Raw genomic sequence first — 17405 nt, forward strand, 5'->3', positions numbered from 1 at the left:
GAACCAGTCGCCGGACCGCTCAGCGGCGGGCATATTCGCGGAAGCCGCGGCCGGTCTTGCGGCCGAGGCAGCCCGCGGCCACCAGGTGCTCCAGGAGCGGGGCCGGGGCCAGGCCCGGGTCCCGGAACTCGCGGTGCAGGACCTTCTCGATGGCGAGCGAGACGTCGAGTCCGACGACGTCCAGCAGCTCGAAGGGGCCCATCGGGTAGCCGCCGCCGAGCTTCATCGCGGCGTCGATGTCGTCGAGGGAGGCGTAGTGCTCCTCGACCATCTTGATGGCGTTGTTGAGGTACGGGAACAGCAGCGCGTTCACGATGAACCCGGCCCGGTCCCCGCAGTCCACCGCGTGCTTCTTGATCCGGCCGCAGACCTCGCGGACCGTCGCGTGGACGTCCTCCGCCGTGAGGACCGTGCGCACGACCTCGACCAGCTTCATCGCCGGCGCCGGGTTGAAGAAGTGCATGCCGATCACGTCCTGCGGGCGCGAGGTGGCGCGGGCGCAGGCGACGACGGGGAGCGAGGAGGTGGTGGTGGCCAGGACCGCGCCCGGCTTGCAGACCTTGTCCAGCGTCTGGAACAGCTGCTGCTTGATCTCCAGGTCCTCGGCGACCGCCTCGACCGCCAGGTCGACGTCGGCGAAGGCGTCGTAGGAGCCCGCCGGAGTGATCAGGTCCAGGGTCTGCGCGGCGGCCTCGGCGGTCATCCGGCCCTTGTCGACCGAGCGCGAGAGCGACTTGCCGATACGGGCCTTGGCGGCCTGCGCCTTCTCCTCGCTGCGGGCGGCCAGGACGACCTGGTACCCGGCCTTGGCGAAGACCTCGGCGATGCCGGACGCCATGGTGCCCGAGCCCGCGACACCGACGGAACGGACCGTGCGGCCCTCGGTCCGGGAGCCGCCTTCGGCGGGCGTCAGCACGTCCGGGACGACCGTCGCGCTGCCCGGGGCCTCGTACGAGTAGAAGCCACGGCCCGACTTACGGCCCGTCAGGCCCGCCTCGCTGAGCTGCTTGAGGATCGGGGCGGGGGCGTGCAGCCGGTCGTGGGACTCGGCGTACATGGCGTCCAGGACGGTCCGCGCGGTGTCGATGCCGATCAGGTCGAGCAGCGCGAGCGGCCCCATCGGCAGTCCGCAGCCGAGCCGCATCGCGGCGTCGATGTCCTCGCGGGAGGCGTACTTCGCCTCGTACATCGCGGCGGCCTGGTTGAGATAGCCGAACAGCAGCCCGTCGGCGACGAACCCGGGCCGGTCGCCGACCGCGACGGGCTCCTTGCCCAGGTCGAGGGCGAGATCGGTGACGGCGGTGACGGCGTTCGGCGCGGTCAGCACCGAGGAGACCACCTCGACCAGCTTCATCGCCGGCGCCGGGTTGAAGAAGTGCAGGCCGAGCACGCGCTCCGGACGGGCCGAGTCGGCCGCGAGCCGGGTGACGGACAGGGCGTTGGTGCCGGTCGCCAGGATCGTCTCGGGCCGGACGATTCCGTCGAGTTCACGGAAGATCTGGTGCTTGATCTCGTACGACTCCGGGACCACCTCGATGACCAGGTCCGCGTCGGCCGCGGTGCGCAGGTCGGTGGAGGTGCGGATGCGGGCGAGGATGTCGGCGCGCTGCCCCTCGGTCAGCCGGCCCCGGGTGACGGCACGGCCGGTGGAGGTCTCCAGGGCGGCGACGGCCTGGGCGGCCGCGGCCTCGCTGATGTCGATGCCGAGGACCGTGCGGCCGGCCTTGGCGAGGACCTCGGCGATGCCGGTGCCCATGGTGCCGAGGCCGACGACGGCGACGGTCCGGATCGGGGACAGAGGGGTGTCGGACAGGGGAGCGGCCATCGCGGGACTCCAGGAATGAGGGTGACGACTGGGAGCGCGACCCGGTACGCCGAAGGGCGCACCGGGTGCGTGGAAACTGCGAGATGCGGGTGTTGCCGGGCTACTTGCGCACACGCCCGGTGGTGCGATGCCGTCGTCGCGGGCGTGCACACGCCCGGAGAACGGTGAAGCCGACCGGCCCTGTCCCAAGCCGCGTCGTACTGAAGTACCGATACCTGAGGTACCGAACCGACTGCTCTCGCGACGGCTGCGTCACCAGGCCACCGCAAGGAGTTCCGCGAGTGGGTAACTCGCTCGATTGAGCTTAACCCGCGGGTAACGAGCGCGCCAGCCCCCGGTCTTTGTGATGTACGTCCCTCGCCCCCTTTGCCCCGCCTAGGCTGCCCTTCATGGACGAAGAGTTGCGATCGCTCACGGAGCGCTTACGGCAGGAGTCCGGCGCGTCGGCGGCCTTTGAGCGGCTGGCGGGGACGAAAGACCTCGACGAACTGGCGGCGGTGCTCACCGAACCCGGGCAGCCGCTGTGGGCGCGGGAGCTGGCCGCGTTCCGCCTGGGAGTCGCCGGCGACCCCCGTGCCTTCGAGGCCCTCGTCCTGCTGCTCAACCACCGCGATCCGCAGCGCTGCGCCTCCGCCGCCCACGCCCTGGCCCGCCTCGGCGACCCGCGCACGGCCCGCGCGGCGGCGGCCCTGGCCACCAACGAACTGCGGGTCGCCTACGCCCTCCACCCGGTCAGACTGCTCGCCGACCTGCGCGCACCCGAATCGGTCCCGGCTCTCATCACCACGCTCTCGCGGCGCCTGCGCCCGCACGACCCCTACCGCCGCGTGGCCCTCGCCTGCGTCGAGGGCCTCGGCACCCTCGGCGACGCCCGCGCCCGGCCCGTACTGAACGAGGCCCTGGCACATCCGGCACTGGCGGAGGCGGCGGTGCACGCGCTGGCGCGGATTCCTAGCCCGCGCTGAGGCTCTTGGCGTACCGCACCTCAGGCACGGACACCCCGTCCACCTCGAACGGCTCCTCGGCGCCGTCGGGGTGGAACCCCGCCCGTTCGTAGAAGGCGCGGGCGCGGGTGTTGCCCTTGAGGACCCAGAGGTACAGACGCGGATGACCGGCTGCCCCGCACCGTCGTACCGACTCCTGGAGCAGCGCGTAGCCGATGCCACCGCCGAACCGCCCGGCATCGACATAGATCGCGTACAACTCGGCGTCGGACGTGCGCTGTTCACCGTCCCGATAGGGGCCGTACGCGGCCCAGCCCACCAGCTTGCCGTTCTCCTCGGCGACGAGGTTCACCACGCTGCCGTCGGACTGCCGGAACCGCTCGCGACGGCGCTCGGCGTCCTCGGTGACGCTCAGCGCGTCCAGGAACGGCTGCGGCATCAGTCCCCGGTACGCGGTCTGCCAGCCCCGGATGCGGATCTCGGCGACGCGGTCGCAGTCGGCGAGGGTCATCTCTCTGACCTGGATCACCGGGCGATCACCGCGAACGCCTCGATCTCCATGAGGAACTCGGGCCGCACCAGTGCCGCGACCTGGACCGCGGAGGCGGCCGGCAGCCGGTCGTCGGGTATGTGCGCGGCGCGGGCCGCGCGGATCGCGGGCAGGTGCGCCACGTCCGTGACGAAGTACGTGAGCTTGACGACGTCGTCGAAGGTCGCGCCCGCGGCCGTCAGGCAGCGGCGGAGGTTCTCGAAGACCTGGCGGGCCTGCGCGGCGGGGTCGCCCTCGCCGACGAGCTTGCCGTCCTCGTCCAGGGCGAGCTGGCCGGAGATCGCGACGAACGTGCCGGTGCCCATGACCACATGGGAGTACTGGGCGGCGGGGGCGAGCCCGTCGGGGGCGGGAATCCTGGTCAGCTCACTCATGCGTCCATGGTGGACCATGGGTCTGACAATGCCCCCGACGGGCCGTCAGGCAAGGCCGCTCAGCCGCGGAAGCCCAGCATGCCGTGCAGCGTCGAGCCTCTCGACGCCGACGACGCCGAGCTCAGCGGCTTCGGGTCGGGCAGCGCGTCGCACACCGCGTCGACCTCGCCGCCGCTGCGCGGCACCGTGCCGTCGGTCAGGTACGCCGCCAGGTGCTTGTCCAGGCAGGCGTTCCCGCTCAGCGTGATGCCGTGGTTCCCGCCGCCCTGCTCGACCACCAGGCTGGAGCCGTGCAGCAGACGGTGGACCATCACGCCGCCCTGGTACGGGGTGGCCGCGTCGTTCGTCGCCTGGAAGAGCAGCACCGGCGGCAGGTCTCCGTTGGCGATGTCCACGGGCTCCTGGGAGCCGGTGGGCCAGAAGGCGCACGGCGCGTTGTACCAGGCGTTGTTCCAGGCCATGAACGGCGCCTTCTTGTACACCGCCCAGTTGTCGTCGCGCCACTGGCTCCAGTCGCGCGGCCAGTCGGCGTCACGGCACTGCACCGAGGTGTAGACGCTGTAGCCGTTGTCCCCGGAGGCGTCGACGGCGGCGAAGTTCTCGTACGCCTCGACCAGCGGGTCGGCGTTCTTGTCGTTCACGTAGGCCGCGAACGCCTCCGCCAGGTAGGGCCAGTAGCCGTTGTAGTAGCCGCCCGGGATGAAAGTGTCCTCGAACTCCGAGGCGCCCACCTTCCCGCCCGCGGGCTTCTTCGCCAGCTGGGCGCGCACCTTGTACCACTTGGCCTCGATCTTCTCGGGATCGGTGCCGAGCTTGTACGTCGCGTTGTACTTCGCGACCCAGGCCATGAACGCGAGGTGGCGGTCGTTGAAGGCGTAGTCCTGGCCGAGGTTGTCGTCGTACCAGACACCGGTCGGGTCGACGATCGAGTCCAGGACCAGACGCCGTACGCGCTCCGGGAAGAGCTTGGCGTAGACCGCGCCCAGATAGGTGCCGTACGAGTAACCGAAGTAATTGATCTTCTTCGCGCCCAGGGCGGCGCGGATCGAGTCCATGTCCCGCACGGCCTGGACCGTGTTGATGTACGGCAGCAGGTCGGCGTGCTTCTTGCCGCAGGCGGCCGCGAAGGACATGGCCCGCTTGAGGTTGGCCTGCTCGAGCGCGGGCGTGCTCGGTACGGAGTCGGGGCGGACGGGGTTGAAGTGGCCGGGCTTGCAGTCGAGCGCCGGCTTGCTCTTGCCCACCCCGCGCGGGTCGAAGCCGATGACGTCGTACTGCGCCGCGACCGCCTTGGGCAGCGAACCGGCCACGAAGCCGGCCAGCGTCAGACCGCTGCCGCCGGGACCGCCGGGGTTGACCAGCAGCGGGCCCTGGGACTTCTTGGCGGTGTGCGGGACCCGGGACAGCGCGAGCGTGATCTGCCGCCCGTGCGGTTGGTCGTGGTCGAGTGGGACCTTGAGGGACGCGCACTGGAGCGTCGCGTAGTTCGTGGTGCCGCAGCTCTTCCAGGTGAGCTTCGCGGCCGGAGCGGTGTCCGCGGTGCGCGGAGTGCTCGCGTCGGCGGGCAGGGCGGTGAAGCTTCCGGCCATGACGACGGCGGCGCCGCACAGCACGGCTGCGCGTTTTCTCATGGAGTCCTCCCAGGACGGAGGTTTCGGGCCGCGAGTTTCACGGTCCTCGCCGCATCGTCCCGGAAAGGGCGCCCGGAAGAACGCGTTCTGATGAGACTTGACCCAATTGGGTCGCCGGATGCGCTCGAACGCTCTCAGAGCAGCGTGAGTTGGGTTCCCCCAGGCAAGTCGGGCGTGACCGGCTCGGGTTCCGGCTGCGGAAGCCGGCGCGGCATGCCCGGGTCGGTGGGGCCGATGCCGTACTCCCTGGCCAGCTCGTGGACCTGACGGGTGATCCGGCGCTGGTACCACTTGGGCGCGTAGGAGCCGTCGGCGTACAGGCGCTCGTAGCGGCGCACCAGGTACGGGTGGTGCCGGTCCAGCCAGGACATGAACCACTCGCGGGCGCCGGGCCGCAGATGCAGCACCAGCGGGGTGACGGAGGTCGCCCCGGCCGCCGCGATCGCCCGTACGGTGGCGCGGAGTTGGGCCGGTTCGTCGCTCAGGAACGGGATCACCGGCGCCATCAGGACCCCGCAGCCGATGCCGTGCTCGGACAGGGTGCGGACGACGTCCAGGCGGCGCTCGGGGGCGGGCGTGCCCGGCTCCACGGTCCGCCACAGGTCGGGGTCGGTGAAGCCGACCGAGACGGAGATGCCGACGTCCGTCACCGCGTGCGCCCGCTTCAGCAGGTCGAGGTCGCGCAGGATCAGCGTGCCCTTGGTCAGGATCGAGAACGGGTTCGCGTGGTCGGTGAGGGCGCCGATGATGCCCGGCATCAGGCGGTAGCGGCCCTCCGCGCGCTGGTAGCAGTCGACGTTCGTGCCCATGGCTATGTGCTCGCCCTGCCAGCGGCGCGAGCCGAGCTGGCGGCGCAGCAGCTCCGGGGCGTTCGTCTTGACCACGATCTGCGAGTCGAAGCCGAGGCCGGTGTCGAGGTCCAGATAGCTGTGCGTCTTGCGCGCGAAACAGTAGACGCACGCGTGTGAGCAGCCCCGATAGGGGTTGACCGTCCACTGGAAGGACATCCGGGAGACCGCGGGCACCCGGTTGATGATCGACCGGGCCCGGATCTCGTGAAAGGTGATGCCGGCGAATTCGGGCGTGTCGAACGTCCGGCTGGTCACCGCGTCGGCGCCGAACAGGGCGGCGTCCGCCCTGCCGTGTTCGGCGGACTCTGTGAGGTTCTCCCAGCGCATGAGGCCTCCTCGGTAGCACTGAGCAGAGAATAGAACACATGTTCCCTTGATCGTGCGACCGGCTTTTCCGGGGGCGCTCCCGCGTGTCGCGCGCGGCCCCGATTTGGGCGCCCGGGGACCGGGGTGGTTGGCTTGGCCCCACCCCCGAAATCCAGGTCCTGGAGGATTCCAATGGCGCAGGTCGAGGCCACCACCGAGCGGGTCGTCGCCGCCGACGCGGAGGAGGTGTTCGACGCCCTCGCCGACTACAGCGGCACGCGGCAGAAGCTGCTGCCCGAGCACTTCAGCGAGTACGAGGTGCAAGAGGGCGGCGACGGCGAGGGCACCCTCGTCCACTGGAAGCTCCAGGCCACCAGCAAGCGCGTGCGCGACTGCCTCCTGGAGGTCAGCGAGCCCACCCAGGGCGAGCTCGTCGAGAAGGACCGCAACTCCTCCATGGTCACCACCTGGCGGGTCACCCCGGCCGGCGAGGGCAAGTCCCGCGTCGTCGTGACCACCGTCTGGAACGGCGCCGGCGGCATCGGCGGCTTCTTCGAGAAGACCTTCGCCCCCAAGGGCCTCGGCCGGATCTACGACGCGCTGCTCGCCAACCTCGCCACCGAGGTCGAGAAGTAAGTCCCCGGTGAACGGGGGGCGTTGCTCCCCTCACCGGATCGAGTGGATCTCCGTCCGCCGTACCGGTCTGCCGTAACTCGTCGCGCTTGCTCGCAGTTGTCGCATTAAGCGGGAATTGTGAGGGCGCGGCGAGGGGAGCGGACACGTGGGCGGGACCACTCTGGTGCAGGAGGACCTCCGGGGCGAACCGGCCCCGGACACCCCAGGGCTCGCCGTCCCCGCACCCGCCGGGAGCGTCGAACTCGGCCCGCGCCGGGTGCGGTTGGTCTTCGTCGGGCTGATGCTCGCGCTGCTGCTGGCCGCGCTGGAGCAGATGATCGTCGCCACCGCGCTCCCCAGGATCGTCGGCGAGCTGCACGGCCTGGACAAGATGTCCTGGGCGATCACCGCCTACCTCCTCACCGCCACCATCGGCCTGCCGGTCTACGGCAAGCTCGGCGACCTCCTCGGCCGCAAGGGCGTCTTCCAGTTCGCGATCGTCGTCTTCGTCATCGGCTCCGCCCTCGCCGGACGGGCGCAGACGATGGACCAGTTGATCGCCTTCCGCGCGGTGCAGGGCATCGGCGCCGGCGGCCTCATGATCGGCGTGCAGGCGATCATCGCCGACATCGTGCCGCCCCGGGAGCGCGGCCGGTTCATGGGCCTCATCGGCGCCGCGTTCGGCCTCGCCTCCGTCGCCGGACCCCTGTTGGGCGGCTACTTCACGGACCACCTCTCCTGGCGGTGGTGCTTCTACATCAACGTCCCCTTCGGCCTGGTCACCCTCGCCGTCGTCACCGCCGTCCTCAAACTGCCCAAGCCGCGCACCAGGGCCCGCCTCGACATCCTGGGCATGCTGCTGCTCGCCGTCGCCTCCACCTGCCTGGTGCTGCTGACCAGTTGGGGCGGCACCGAGTACGCCTGGGGCTCCCGGGTGATCCTCGGGCTCGGCGCGGGCGCGGCGGCGGCCACGATCCTCTTCCTCGTCGCCGAGCACTTCGCGGCCGAACCCCTCATCCCGCTCAGGCTGTTCCGGGACTCGGTCTTCAACGTCACCGGTCTGGTGGGCCTGGTGGTCGGCGTCGCGCTCTTCGGGGCCGCCAGCTATCTGCCCACCTTCCTGCAGATGGTCGACGGGGCCAGCGCCACCGAGTCCGGGCTGCTGATGCTGCCCATGATGGGCGGCATCGTCGGCGCCTCGATCATCTCCGGTCAACTCATCAGCCACACCGGCCGCTACAAGCTCTGGCCCGTCCTCGGCGGCGCGCTCTCCGTCCTCGGCATGTGGCTGCTGTCCCGGCTGCAGGTCGACACGCCCCGGCTGCACTACAGCCTCTGGATGGCCGTCCTCGGCGCCGGTATCGGCATGGTGATGCCGGTCCTCATCCTCGCCGTGCAGAACTCGGTGCGCCCCGCCGACCTCGGTACGGCGACGAGCGCCAACAACTACTTCCGCCAGATCGGCGGTTCGGTCGGCGCGGCCATCTTCGGCACGCTCTTCGCCGACCGGCTCTCCGACGCCCTCGCGAAGCGCCTGCCCCCGGCCGCCGGGCTGCCCGACGCCGAGTCCATCACCCCGCAGCTCGTCCACGCGCTGCCCCCGCGGCTGCGCGACGCCTACATCCAGGCGTACGCCGACGCCATGCCGCGGATCTTCCTCTACCTCGTGCCGGTCCTCGTCCTCGGACTGCTCACGGCCTTCTTCCTCAAGGAGAAACCCCTGGTGTCCCACAACGCCGCCGAAACCGAGCCCGCGCCCCTGAACACCCCGATCCCGCAAGCCCGTTCGCCGTACACCGCCGGCATTCCGGTGTGCGGCACCGTGCAGCACCCGGACGGGACCGTCGTCCCGCGCGCGGCGCTCACGCTGATCGACGTCGGCGGACAGCAGATCGGCCGCGGCGCGAGCGGCGAGGACGGACGGTACGCGCTGTCGACGCCGGGACCGGGGTCGTACGTCCTGATCGCGGCGGCCGGTGGGCACCAGCCGCAGGCCGTCTCCGTGACCGTCGGCGAGCGGCCCGTCGAGCTCGACGTCGTCCTCGGCGGCGCCGGGCGCCTGGCCGGGAGCGTGGTGACCGCGGACGGCACCATCGTGCGGGACGCCACCGTCACCCTCACCAATGTGCACGGCGAGGTCGTCGCCACCACCCGCAGCGGGCGCGAGGGCGGCTATGTCATCACCGAACTCGTGGCCGGGGAGTACACCCTCGCCGCCAGTGCCCCCGCCTTCCGCCCGGCCGCGCTCCCCGTCACCGTCCAGGCCGCCCGGGAGACCCGCCAGGACATCGAACTCGCCGGCGGCGCCGTGCTGCGCGGGACGGTACGGGCGAGCGGCGGCCGTCCCGTCGAGGACGCGCGCGTGACGCTGCTGGACGCGGCGGGCAACGTCGTGGACACCCTCACCACCGGCGCGGACGGCACGTTCCGGTTCGTCGACCTGTCCTCCGGCGAGTACACGGTCATCGCCGCGGGCTACCCGCCGATCGCCACCGTCCTCCAGGTCGCGGGCGGCGGCCGCACCGAACGGGACCTCCAGCTCGGGCACGAGGACTGAGCAAGCCGGGTACCGCGGCGGAAAACCCGTCAGTAACCCCACCGCGCCCACCACCTGCCGTTTCCGTCCGGCCAGGGGCGCGCGGGGGGCGCGTGGCGGGCGATCCGGCGGGGTCAATTCCCGCATTGCCGCACATCACCACCGGAGGCGGCCGTACGGTGGGACGGTCGGCACAGATCTTTGCGGAGCCGTGGGAGAGAGGGCCTGGGCCATGGACCGTGGCAGTGCGCGGGACACATCTCCCAGCCGCGGCGCTGAGAGCGGAGCGGTGGACGGCGCCGCGGTCGGACGCATCCCGCTGGCCGTGGTCGTGGTGGGCCGCGCCGGACTCGTGTCCCACTGGAGCCGAGGGGCACGCCGTCTGTTCGGCGCCGCCAAGGAGGAGGCGATCGGGCGCCCCGCGGTCGATCTGCTGCCCGTCTCCGGTGCACTGCCCGACGAGGAAGACACCGTGCCCTACGGGGTGTACGACGCCTACGACGGCCTCGGACCCGGCCTGGAGTCCTCCCTCGGCGGCAGGCTCGCCTACCCGGCCGCGGGCCGCGCCCGGCTCACAGTCACCGAGGGCGACCGGCTGGACGTCCTCTGGTGGGCCTACCCCCTGATCGGCCCCGGGGACGAGCGGCTGCTGGTGCTGGCCGCCGACGCGGACGCCCTCAGGGCCGACGACCCCGACGACGAGATCGCCGTCGAGCGCATCGCCCCGGCCTTCGCGCTGCACACCGACTTCCCCGGCGCCGAGGAACTGGCCCGCAGACTCCCCGAGATCCTGCCCAGCATGAGCGTCGAGGAAGGCGCCCGGATCGTCTCCCAGATACTGGAACTGGGCTATCCCGTCCTGGAGTTCAGCCAGAACGACCGGGTGCCGGTGACCCCCGACTGGGGTGTCCCGCGGCGCGCCGAGCGCAGGGCACGCCGGGAGCGGGCCGCGCGCGCCGCTGCCGACGGTCTGCCGCAGCCCCAGGACACCGCGGAGGAGGACGCCGAGGACCTCGAGTACGCCGCCGTGCGCGAGCGTCTGGAGTTCCTCAACGAGGTCAGCGGCCGCATCGGCACCTCCCTCGACCTGTCTCGAACCATCATCGAGGTCAGCCGCGCGGTCGTCCCCCGCTTCACCGACGTCGCCGGCACGTATCTGCGGGAGCAGGTCGTCGCCGGTGAGGGGTTCCCCGAGGGCGTGCCGGACACCACCACCATGTGGCACCGGGTCGCCGTCGAGCACACCGACGAACCCGGCCGCTGGGACGACGTGGTGCCGGTCGGCGAGGCCATGCCGTTCCCCGCGCACACGCCGTTCTTCCAGTGCATGACCACCGGCGAACCCGTCCTCGTGCCCCGCATCAGCGAGGAGATGGGCCACGCCATCGCCGCGCAGTTCGAGAAGCGCGACATCCGGCCCCTGATCACCCACCGCTCGATGCTGATCGTACCGCTCAAGGCCCGCAATGTGGTCCTCGGCTTCATGATCCTGCTGCGGCACCCGGAGCGCGTCGAGTTCAACGACATGGACCGGGTCACCGGCGCCGAACTCGCCGCCCGCGCGGGCCTCGTGCTGGACAACGCGCGCATGTACACCTACCAGGAGAGCGTCGCCGAGACCCTCCAGGACAGCATGCTGCCGCACATCCCGCCGCGCATGGCGGGCTGCGACATCGCCACCCGCTATCTGCCGGGCACCCTGCTCGGCCGTGTCGGCGGCGACTGGTTCGACTCCGTGAAGCTGCCGGGCGCCCGCACCGCCCTGGTCGTCGGCGACGTCATGGGGCACGGCCTCAACTCGGCGGCGATGATGGGCCAGTTGCGGACGGCAGTGCAGACCATGGCCGCCATGGACCTGCCGCCGGCCCAGCTGCTGCGCAACCTCGACGACCTCGCCCAGCGCCTCGGCGACAGCTACCTCGCGACCTGTCTGTACGCCGTGTACGACCCGATCGCCAGTGAGGTGCACATCGCCAACGCGGGCCACATCCCGCCGGTGATCGTGCACGCCGAGGACGGCCGCAGCGAGTTGCTCGACCTGCCGACCGGCGCGCCCATCGGCGTCGGCGGGGTGCCGTTCGAGGCGGTACGCGTGCGCGTGCGGCCCGGCGACCGGCTCGTGATGTGCACCGACGGACTGGTCGAGGTGCGCGGCGAGGACATCGGCGTGGGACTGGCCACGCTGTGCGAGTCCGCCGCCCACCCGGCCGCGTCCATGGACGACGCCTGCGACACCATCATCCGCGCCCTCAACACCTGCGGCGGCCGCAAGGACGACGTCGCCCTGCTGATGGCCCGGCTCAACGGCATCGCGCCCGACGACGTCGCCGAGTGGCGGCTCGCCCTCGACCCGATCGAGGTCGGCCGGGCCCGCGCCACCGTCCGCGAACAGCTGCACGAGTGGGGGCTCGCACGGCTCGCCGACACCACCGAGCTCATGGTGAGCGAGCTCGTCACCAACGCCGTACGGCACTCCCACAGCCGCCCCGTCGAGCTGCGGCTGGTGCGGGGCGAGACGCTGCTGTGCGAGGTGGACGACGACGACCACGAGCTGCCCACGCTGCGCAACGCCGGTGCCGATGACGAGTTCGGGCGCGGGCTGCGGATCGTCAGCACGCTGGCGCGGGAGTGGGGCGCGAGCCGGACGAACGCCGGCAAGACCGTCTGGTTCGAACAGACCCTGCCGCGACGCTGACACGCTGCCGGGGCGTGCGGGGCGCTCGGGGGGCGTGCACAGCTCGTACGAGGGGTGAAGGAATGCGCTCGGCGCTTGTAGCCGTAACCAGGGCGCGATAGACCGTACTGGCCCGTCACTCACGACGGGTCGGCTACGCATCCTGGGGAGTTGGGCATGAGCGTGACGAGTCGGTACCGGGAGGCCTGGGAGGGCTTCTGGCGGGAGGCCCCCGACGAACAGGGGGCGGTGTTCTGGGACGCGGAGCCCGCGCTCACCGCCGGTCTCCATCTCGCCCTCTTCGAGCCCCAGTTGCTCGACCCCGGCCTGCCCCTGGTCGACCTGGGCTGCGGCAACGGCACCCAGACCCGATTCCTCGCCGACCGCTTCCCGCGCGTCCTCGGCATCGACCTGTCCGAGGCGGCCGTCGAGCACGCCCGGCACGCCGACCCCGCGGGCCAGGCCGGCTACCGGGTGCTCGACGCCGCGGGCAAGGGCGAGGCGGAGTCGCTGCACGCGGAGCTCGGCGACGCCAACGTCTATGTGCGGGGCGTGCTGCACCAGTGCGAGCCCGAGGACCGCCAGCCCTTCGTCGACGGGCTCGCCGCCCTGCTCGGCGAGCGCGGCCGGGCCTTCCTCGTCGAGCTCTCCGAGGACGCCAAGCCGGTCCTGATGGGCCTGGCCCAGAGCCCCTCGGGCCCGCCGCCCAAGCTGGCGCCGGTCTTCCGGCACGGCATCGCGCCCGGCGAGGTCTCCGACGCGGCGGTCCCCGTGCTGCTGGGCGCGGCCGGTCTCAGCGTGCTCGCGAGCGGTGAACTGCCGCTCACCACCACGGAGTACACGGCGGACGGCGTGCGCATCGAACTGCCGTCGAAGTGGCAGGTGGTGGGGCGTACGGCCTGAGGTGTGAGCTTCACTGGTCTGTGCCGGTGAGAGTTTTCCACAGGGCTGCCGGGAGGCACCGTGACCGCGTAGCGTGAGGCGGCATGAAGATCCTCATCAGCGCCGACATGGAGGGCGCCACCGGCGTGACCTGGCCGGCCGACGTGCTGCCGGGGACTCCGCAGTGGGAGCGGTGCCGCGCGATGTTCACCTCCGACGTGAACGCCGCGGTGCTCGGCTTCTTCGACGGGGGAGCCGACGAGGTGCTGATCAACGAGGCGCACTGGACCATGCGCAACCTGCTCCTGGAGCGCCTCGACGATCGCGCCGAGATGCTCACCGGACGGCACAAGGCGCTGTCCATGGTGGAGGGCGTGCAGCACGGCGACGTGGACGGCATCGCCTTCGTCGGCTATCACGCCGGGGCCGGCATGGAGGGCGTCCTCGCGCACACGTACCTCGCCAACTCCATCACGGGCGTGTGGGTCAACGACGAACGGGCCAGCGAAGGGCTCCTCAACGCGCGCGTGGTCGCCGAGTACGGGGTACCCGTGATCCTCGTCACCGGCGACGACGTGGCCTGCGAGGACGCGCTCGGGTACGCGCCGGAGGCACGGAAGGTCGCGGTCAAGGACCATGTGTCGCGGTACGCGGCGGTGTGCCGGACACCGGCCAGGACCGCGGCCGACATCCGCGCGGCGGCCAAGGAGGCGGTGGCTCTGGCGGTGCGTCATGAACCGGTCGACGCGGGGCCGTTCACGATCGCGCTGGAGTTCGACGCCGAGCACCTGGCCATGGCCGCGACCGTCGTGCCCGGCGTGCGGCGGATCGGTGAGCGGAAGGTGGCGTACACCAGCGCCACGATGTACGAGGGAATCCGCGCCTTCAAGGCGGTCACCACGATCGTCTCGGCCGCGGTGGAGGAGCAGTATGGCTGACGGGCAGGCGCTGGACGAGGTCGTGACGTTCACCTCGGACCTGATCCGTATCGACACCACCAACCGGGGCGGCGGCGACTGCCAGGAGCGGCCCGCCGCCGAGTACGCGGCCGAGCGGTTGGCCGGGGCGGGCCTGGAGCCCGTGCTGCTGGAGCGCACCAAGGGCCGGACGAACGTCGTGGCCCGGATCGAGGGCACCGACCCGTCGGCGGACGCGTTGCTGGTGCACGGTCATCTGGACGTGGTACCGGCCGAGGCCCGCGACTGGAGCGTGCACCCGTTCTCCGGGGAGATCCGCGACGGCGTCGTGTGGGGCCGGGGCGCGGTCGACATGAAGAACATGGACGCGATGATCCTCGCCGTGGTCCGGTCCTGGGCGCGGGAGGGTGTCAGGCCCCGGCGGGACGTCGTCGTCGCGTTCACCGCCGACGAGGAGGCCAGCGCCGAGGACGGCTCCGGCTTTCTGGCCGACCGGCATCCGGGGCTGTTCGAGGGCTGCACCGAGGGCGTCAGCGAGTCCGGGGCGTTCACGTTCCACGACGGCGCCGGGCGCCAGATCTACCCCATCGCGGCCGGTGAGCGGGGCACGGGCTGGCTGAAGCTCACCGCGCGCGGCCGGGCCGGACACGGCTCCAAGGTGAACAAGGAGAACGCGGTCACCCGCCTGGCCGCCGCCGTCACCCGCATCGGCGAGCACGAGTGGCCGCTGCGGCTCACCCCGACCGTCCGGGCCGCCCTCACCGAACTCGCCGCCCTGTACGGCATCGAGCCGGACCTGACCAATGTCGACGCCCTGCTGGAGAAGCTGGGTCCGGCCGCGAAGCTCGTCGAGGCGACCGTCCGCAACAGCGCCAACCCGACGATGCTGGAGGCCGGTTACAAGCTCAACGTGATTCCCGGGGACGCCGTGGCGTACGTCGACGGACGCTATCTCTCCGGCGGTGAGGACGAGTTCCGCACGACCCTTGACCTGCTGACCGGACCGGACGTGGAGTGGGAGTTCCACCACCGTGAGGTCGCGCTCCAGGCGCCGGTGGACTCACCGACGTACGCGGCGATGCGGGCGGCCGTCGAGGAGTTCGCGCCGGAGGGACATGTGGTGCCGTACTGCATGTCCGGCGGCACGGACGCCAAGCAGTTCTCGCGCCTCGGCATCACCGGCTACGGATTCGCGCCGCTGAAGCTCCCGGAGGGCTTCGACTACCAGGCGCTCTTCCATGGCGTGGACGAGCGGGTCCCTGTCGAGGCGCTGCACTTCGGCGTCCGCGTCCTCGACCGTTTCCTGCGGAGCGCCTAGGTACTTGGGGGACGACGACGTGCAGACCTTGCCCTACGGTTCCTGGCCCTCGCCCATCGACGCGGCCCTCGCCGCCGCGCACGACGGGCACCCCGAGTGGGTGGGCTTCGTCGGCGACGAGGCGTGGTGGACCGAGCCACGGCCCACCGAGGGCGGCCGGCGCACCCTGGTGCGGCGCCGCGCGGACGGCAGCGAGGAGCCGGTGCTCCCGGCGCCGTGGAACGTCCGCAGCAGGGTCATCGAGTACGGCGGTCAGCCCTGGGCCGCGACCATAGACGCCGGCGGCCGGCCGCTCGTCGTCTTCGTGAACTTCTCCGACCAGCGGCTCTACCGGTACGAGCCCGGCGGCGACCCGCGTCCCCTGACCCCCGTCTCCCCGGTGGGCGGCGGCCTGCGCTGGGCGGACCCGGTGCTCCGCCTCGACCTCGGTGAGGTGTGGTGCGTCCTGGAGGAGTTCACCGGCGACGGCCCCACCGATGTGCGCCGCGTCCTCGCCGCGGTGCCGCTGGACGGCTCGGCCGCCCAGGACCGGGACGCCGTCCGCGAACTGACCGACGCCCGGCACCGGTTCGTGACCGGCCCGCGGATCTCGCCCGACGGGCGGCATGTGGCCTGGCTCGGCTGGGACCATCCGCGGATGCCGTGGGACGGCACGGAGCTGGTCCTCGCCTCGGTGGCCGACGACGGCGCCCTGCGCCAACCGCGTACGGTCGCCGGCGGCCCCGAGGAGTCCATCGCCCAGGTCGACTGGGCGCGGGACGGCGCCCTGCTGTACGCGAGCGACCGCACCGGCTGGTGGAACCTCTATCGCGACGGCGAGCCGGTGTGCCCGCGCGAGGAGGAGTTCGGCGGGCCGCTGTGGAAGCTGGGGCAGCGCTGGTTCGCGCCGCTGGAGAGCGGTCTGATCGCCGTGGTGCACGGGCGGGGCGCCACCGCGCTCGGGATACTGGACCCGGAGACCGGGGAGGTCGTCGACGCGGCGGGCCCCTGGACCGAGTTCACGTCCACCCTCGCGGTGCACGGCGAGCGGGTCGTCGCCGTCGGGGCCAGCCCGCGCAGCGCCCACGAGGTGGTGGAGCTGGACACCCGCACCGGCAGGGCGCGGGTGATCGGCGCCGGTCACGACGACTCCGTGGACCCCGCGTACTACCCCGAACCGCAGATCCGCACCTTCACCGGGCCCGACGGGCGCGAGATCCACGCCCACGTCTACCCGCCCCACCACCCCGGCTGTGTCGCGCCGGGCGACGAGCTGCCGCCGTACGTCGTGTGGGCGCACGGCGGTCCGACCAGCCGGGCGTCCCTCGTCCTCGACCTGTCCATCGCCTACTTCACCTCCCGGGGGATCGGCGTCGCCGAGGTCAACTACGGCGGCTCGACCGGGCATGGCCGGGAGTACCGCAACCGGCTGCGCGAGCAGTGGGGCGTCGTCGACGTCGAGGACTGCGCCGCGGTCGCGCTCGCCCTCGCCGACGAGGGCACCGCCGACCGGGACCGGCTGGCGATCCGCGGCGGCAGCGCGGGCGGCTGGACCGCGGCCGCCTCGCTCACCGCGACCGACGTGTACGCCTGCGGCACGATCGTCTATCCCATCCTCGACCTGGCCGGCTGGGGCGAGGGGGAGACCCACGACTTCGAGTCGCAGTACCTGGAGACGCTCGTCGGACCGCTCGCCGAGGTCCCCGCGCGGTACGCGGAGCGCTCGCCCACCGAGCACGCCGACCGGATCACCGCGCCCTTCCTGCTGCTCCAGGGGCTGGACGACGTGATCTGCCCGCCCGCCCAGTGCGAGCGGTTCCTCGCCCGGATGGAGGGGCGGCGGGTGCCGCACGCGTACATCGCCTTCGAGGGGGAGGGCCACGGGTTCCGGCGGGCGGAGACCATGATCAGAGCCCTGGAGTCCGAACTCTCCCTGTACGCACAGGTCTTCGTGCTCAACCCGCCCGGCATCCCGACTCTGGAGCTCAACAAGTGAACGAACT

Annotated in this window: 13 protein-coding genes; 8 read left to right on the forward strand and 5 right to left on the reverse strand. The window is 71.8% G+C overall.

The annotated features are described in order from the left end of the window. Positions 1-19: 19 nt before the first annotated feature. The gene (locus CRP56_RS34075) at positions 20-1825 is read right to left on the reverse strand and encodes a 3-hydroxyacyl-CoA dehydrogenase family protein (RefSeq protein WP_097270596.1); all 1806 of its coding nucleotides are present in this window, start codon (positions 1823-1825) and stop codon (positions 20-22) included. Between the two features lie 389 nt (positions 1826-2214). On the opposite strand from CRP56_RS34075, the gene CRP56_RS34080 reads away from it, so the two are divergent. Beyond that, a complete protein-coding gene (locus CRP56_RS34080; protein ID WP_097270597.1) occupies positions 2215-2790 on the forward strand; it encodes an adenylosuccinate lyase in 576 nt (191 codons plus the stop codon). Here the strand turns inward: CRP56_RS34080 and CRP56_RS34085 are convergent. From CRP56_RS34085 to CRP56_RS34100, 4 genes are all read right to left on the reverse strand, one after another. Beyond that, complete coding sequence (locus CRP56_RS34085; protein WP_097274723.1) at positions 2777-3280, reverse strand: GNAT family N-acetyltransferase; 504 nt, start codon at positions 3278-3280, stop codon at positions 2777-2779. The two genes, CRP56_RS34080 and CRP56_RS34085, sit on opposite strands and share 14 nt — an antisense overlap. A gap of 14 nt (positions 3281-3294) precedes the next feature. Continuing rightward, positions 3295-3693 carry a RidA family protein gene (locus tag CRP56_RS34090; RefSeq protein ID WP_097270599.1) on the reverse strand — a complete coding sequence of 133 codons (399 nt, stop codon included), beginning with the start codon at positions 3691-3693 and terminating at the stop codon, positions 3295-3297. Between the two features lie 59 nt (positions 3694-3752). Then, complete coding sequence (locus CRP56_RS34095; RefSeq protein WP_097270601.1) at positions 3753-5324, reverse strand: alpha/beta hydrolase; 1572 nt, start codon at positions 5322-5324, stop codon at positions 3753-3755. A gap of 134 nt (positions 5325-5458) precedes the next feature. Further along, positions 5459-6502 (reverse strand): Rv2578c family radical SAM protein, encoded by a 1044-nt coding sequence (locus CRP56_RS34100; protein ID WP_097270603.1) that lies wholly within the window; start codon positions 6500-6502, stop codon positions 5459-5461. Positions 6503-6673: 171 nt separating this feature from the next. On the opposite strand from CRP56_RS34100, the gene CRP56_RS34105 reads away from it, so the two are divergent. The 7 genes from CRP56_RS34105 to CRP56_RS34135 all read left to right on the forward strand — a co-directional run bounded on the left by CRP56_RS34105 (position 6674) and on the right by CRP56_RS34135 (position 17398). Further along, positions 6674-7117 (forward strand): SRPBCC family protein, encoded by a 444-nt coding sequence (locus CRP56_RS34105; RefSeq protein WP_097270605.1) that lies wholly within the window; start codon positions 6674-6676, stop codon positions 7115-7117. Between the two features lie 145 nt (positions 7118-7262). Beyond that, positions 7263-9653 (forward strand): MFS transporter, encoded by a 2391-nt coding sequence (locus CRP56_RS34110; protein WP_097270607.1) that lies wholly within the window; start codon positions 7263-7265, stop codon positions 9651-9653. A gap of 211 nt (positions 9654-9864) precedes the next feature. After that, positions 9865-12327 (forward strand): ATP-binding SpoIIE family protein phosphatase, encoded by a 2463-nt coding sequence (locus CRP56_RS34115; RefSeq protein ID WP_097270609.1) that lies wholly within the window; start codon positions 9865-9867, stop codon positions 12325-12327. Between the two features lie 156 nt (positions 12328-12483). Next, positions 12484-13209: a methyltransferase domain-containing protein gene (locus tag CRP56_RS34120; protein WP_097270611.1), complete on the forward strand. Its 726-nt coding sequence runs from the start codon at positions 12484-12486 to the stop codon at positions 13207-13209. An 83-nt stretch (positions 13210-13292) separates the two neighbouring features. Further along, entirely contained in the window at positions 13293-14126 is an 834-nt protein-coding gene (locus tag CRP56_RS34125; RefSeq protein WP_097270612.1) for a M55 family metallopeptidase, read from the forward strand. Further along, a complete protein-coding gene (locus tag CRP56_RS34130) occupies positions 14119-15423 on the forward strand; it encodes a M20/M25/M40 family metallo-hydrolase (RefSeq protein WP_097270614.1) in 1305 nt (434 codons plus the stop codon). The genes CRP56_RS34125 and CRP56_RS34130 overlap by 8 nt, the downstream gene beginning before the upstream one ends. 19 nt (positions 15424-15442) lie before the next feature. Further along, on the forward strand, positions 15443-17398 hold the full coding sequence (locus CRP56_RS34135) for a prolyl oligopeptidase family serine peptidase (RefSeq protein WP_097274725.1): 1956 nt from the start codon (positions 15443-15445) through the stop codon (positions 17396-17398). Positions 17399-17405 lie beyond the last annotated feature (7 nt).

The organism is Streptomyces sp. TLI_55 (assembly GCF_900206255.1).
Classification (GTDB): Bacteria; Actinomycetota; Actinomycetes; order Streptomycetales; family Streptomycetaceae; genus Streptomyces; species Streptomyces aquilus.

Excerpts from the sequence above, each read along its gene's own strand:
- CRP56_RS34075 (WP_097270596.1), bottom strand. The coding sequence starts at position 1,825 with ATGGCCGCTCCCCTGTCCGACACCCCTCTGTCCCCGATCCGGACCGTC.
- CRP56_RS34090 (WP_097270599.1), bottom strand. The coding sequence starts at position 3,693 with ATGAGTGAGCTGACCAGGATTCCCGCCCCCGACGGGCTCGCCCCCGCC.
- CRP56_RS34080 (WP_097270597.1), top strand. The coding sequence starts at position 2,215 with ATGGACGAAGAGTTGCGATCGCTCACGGAGCGCTTACGGCAGGAGTCC.
- CRP56_RS34095 (WP_097270601.1), bottom strand. The coding sequence starts at position 5,324 with ATGAGAAAACGCGCAGCCGTGCTGTGCGGCGCCGCCGTCGTCATGGCC.
- CRP56_RS34085 (WP_097274723.1), bottom strand. The coding sequence starts at position 3,280 with ATGACCCTCGCCGACTGCGACCGCGTCGCCGAGATCCGCATCCGGGGC.
- CRP56_RS34100 (WP_097270603.1), bottom strand. The coding sequence starts at position 6,502 with ATGCGCTGGGAGAACCTCACAGAGTCCGCCGAACACGGCAGGGCGGAC.
- CRP56_RS34115 (WP_097270609.1), top strand. The coding sequence starts at position 9,865 with ATGGACCGTGGCAGTGCGCGGGACACATCTCCCAGCCGCGGCGCTGAG.
- CRP56_RS34125 (WP_097270612.1), top strand. The coding sequence starts at position 13,293 with ATGAAGATCCTCATCAGCGCCGACATGGAGGGCGCCACCGGCGTGACC.
- CRP56_RS34120 (WP_097270611.1), top strand. The coding sequence starts at position 12,484 with ATGAGCGTGACGAGTCGGTACCGGGAGGCCTGGGAGGGCTTCTGGCGG.
- CRP56_RS34130 (WP_097270614.1), top strand. The coding sequence starts at position 14,119 with ATGGCTGACGGGCAGGCGCTGGACGAGGTCGTGACGTTCACCTCGGAC.
- CRP56_RS34105 (WP_097270605.1), top strand. The coding sequence starts at position 6,674 with ATGGCGCAGGTCGAGGCCACCACCGAGCGGGTCGTCGCCGCCGACGCG.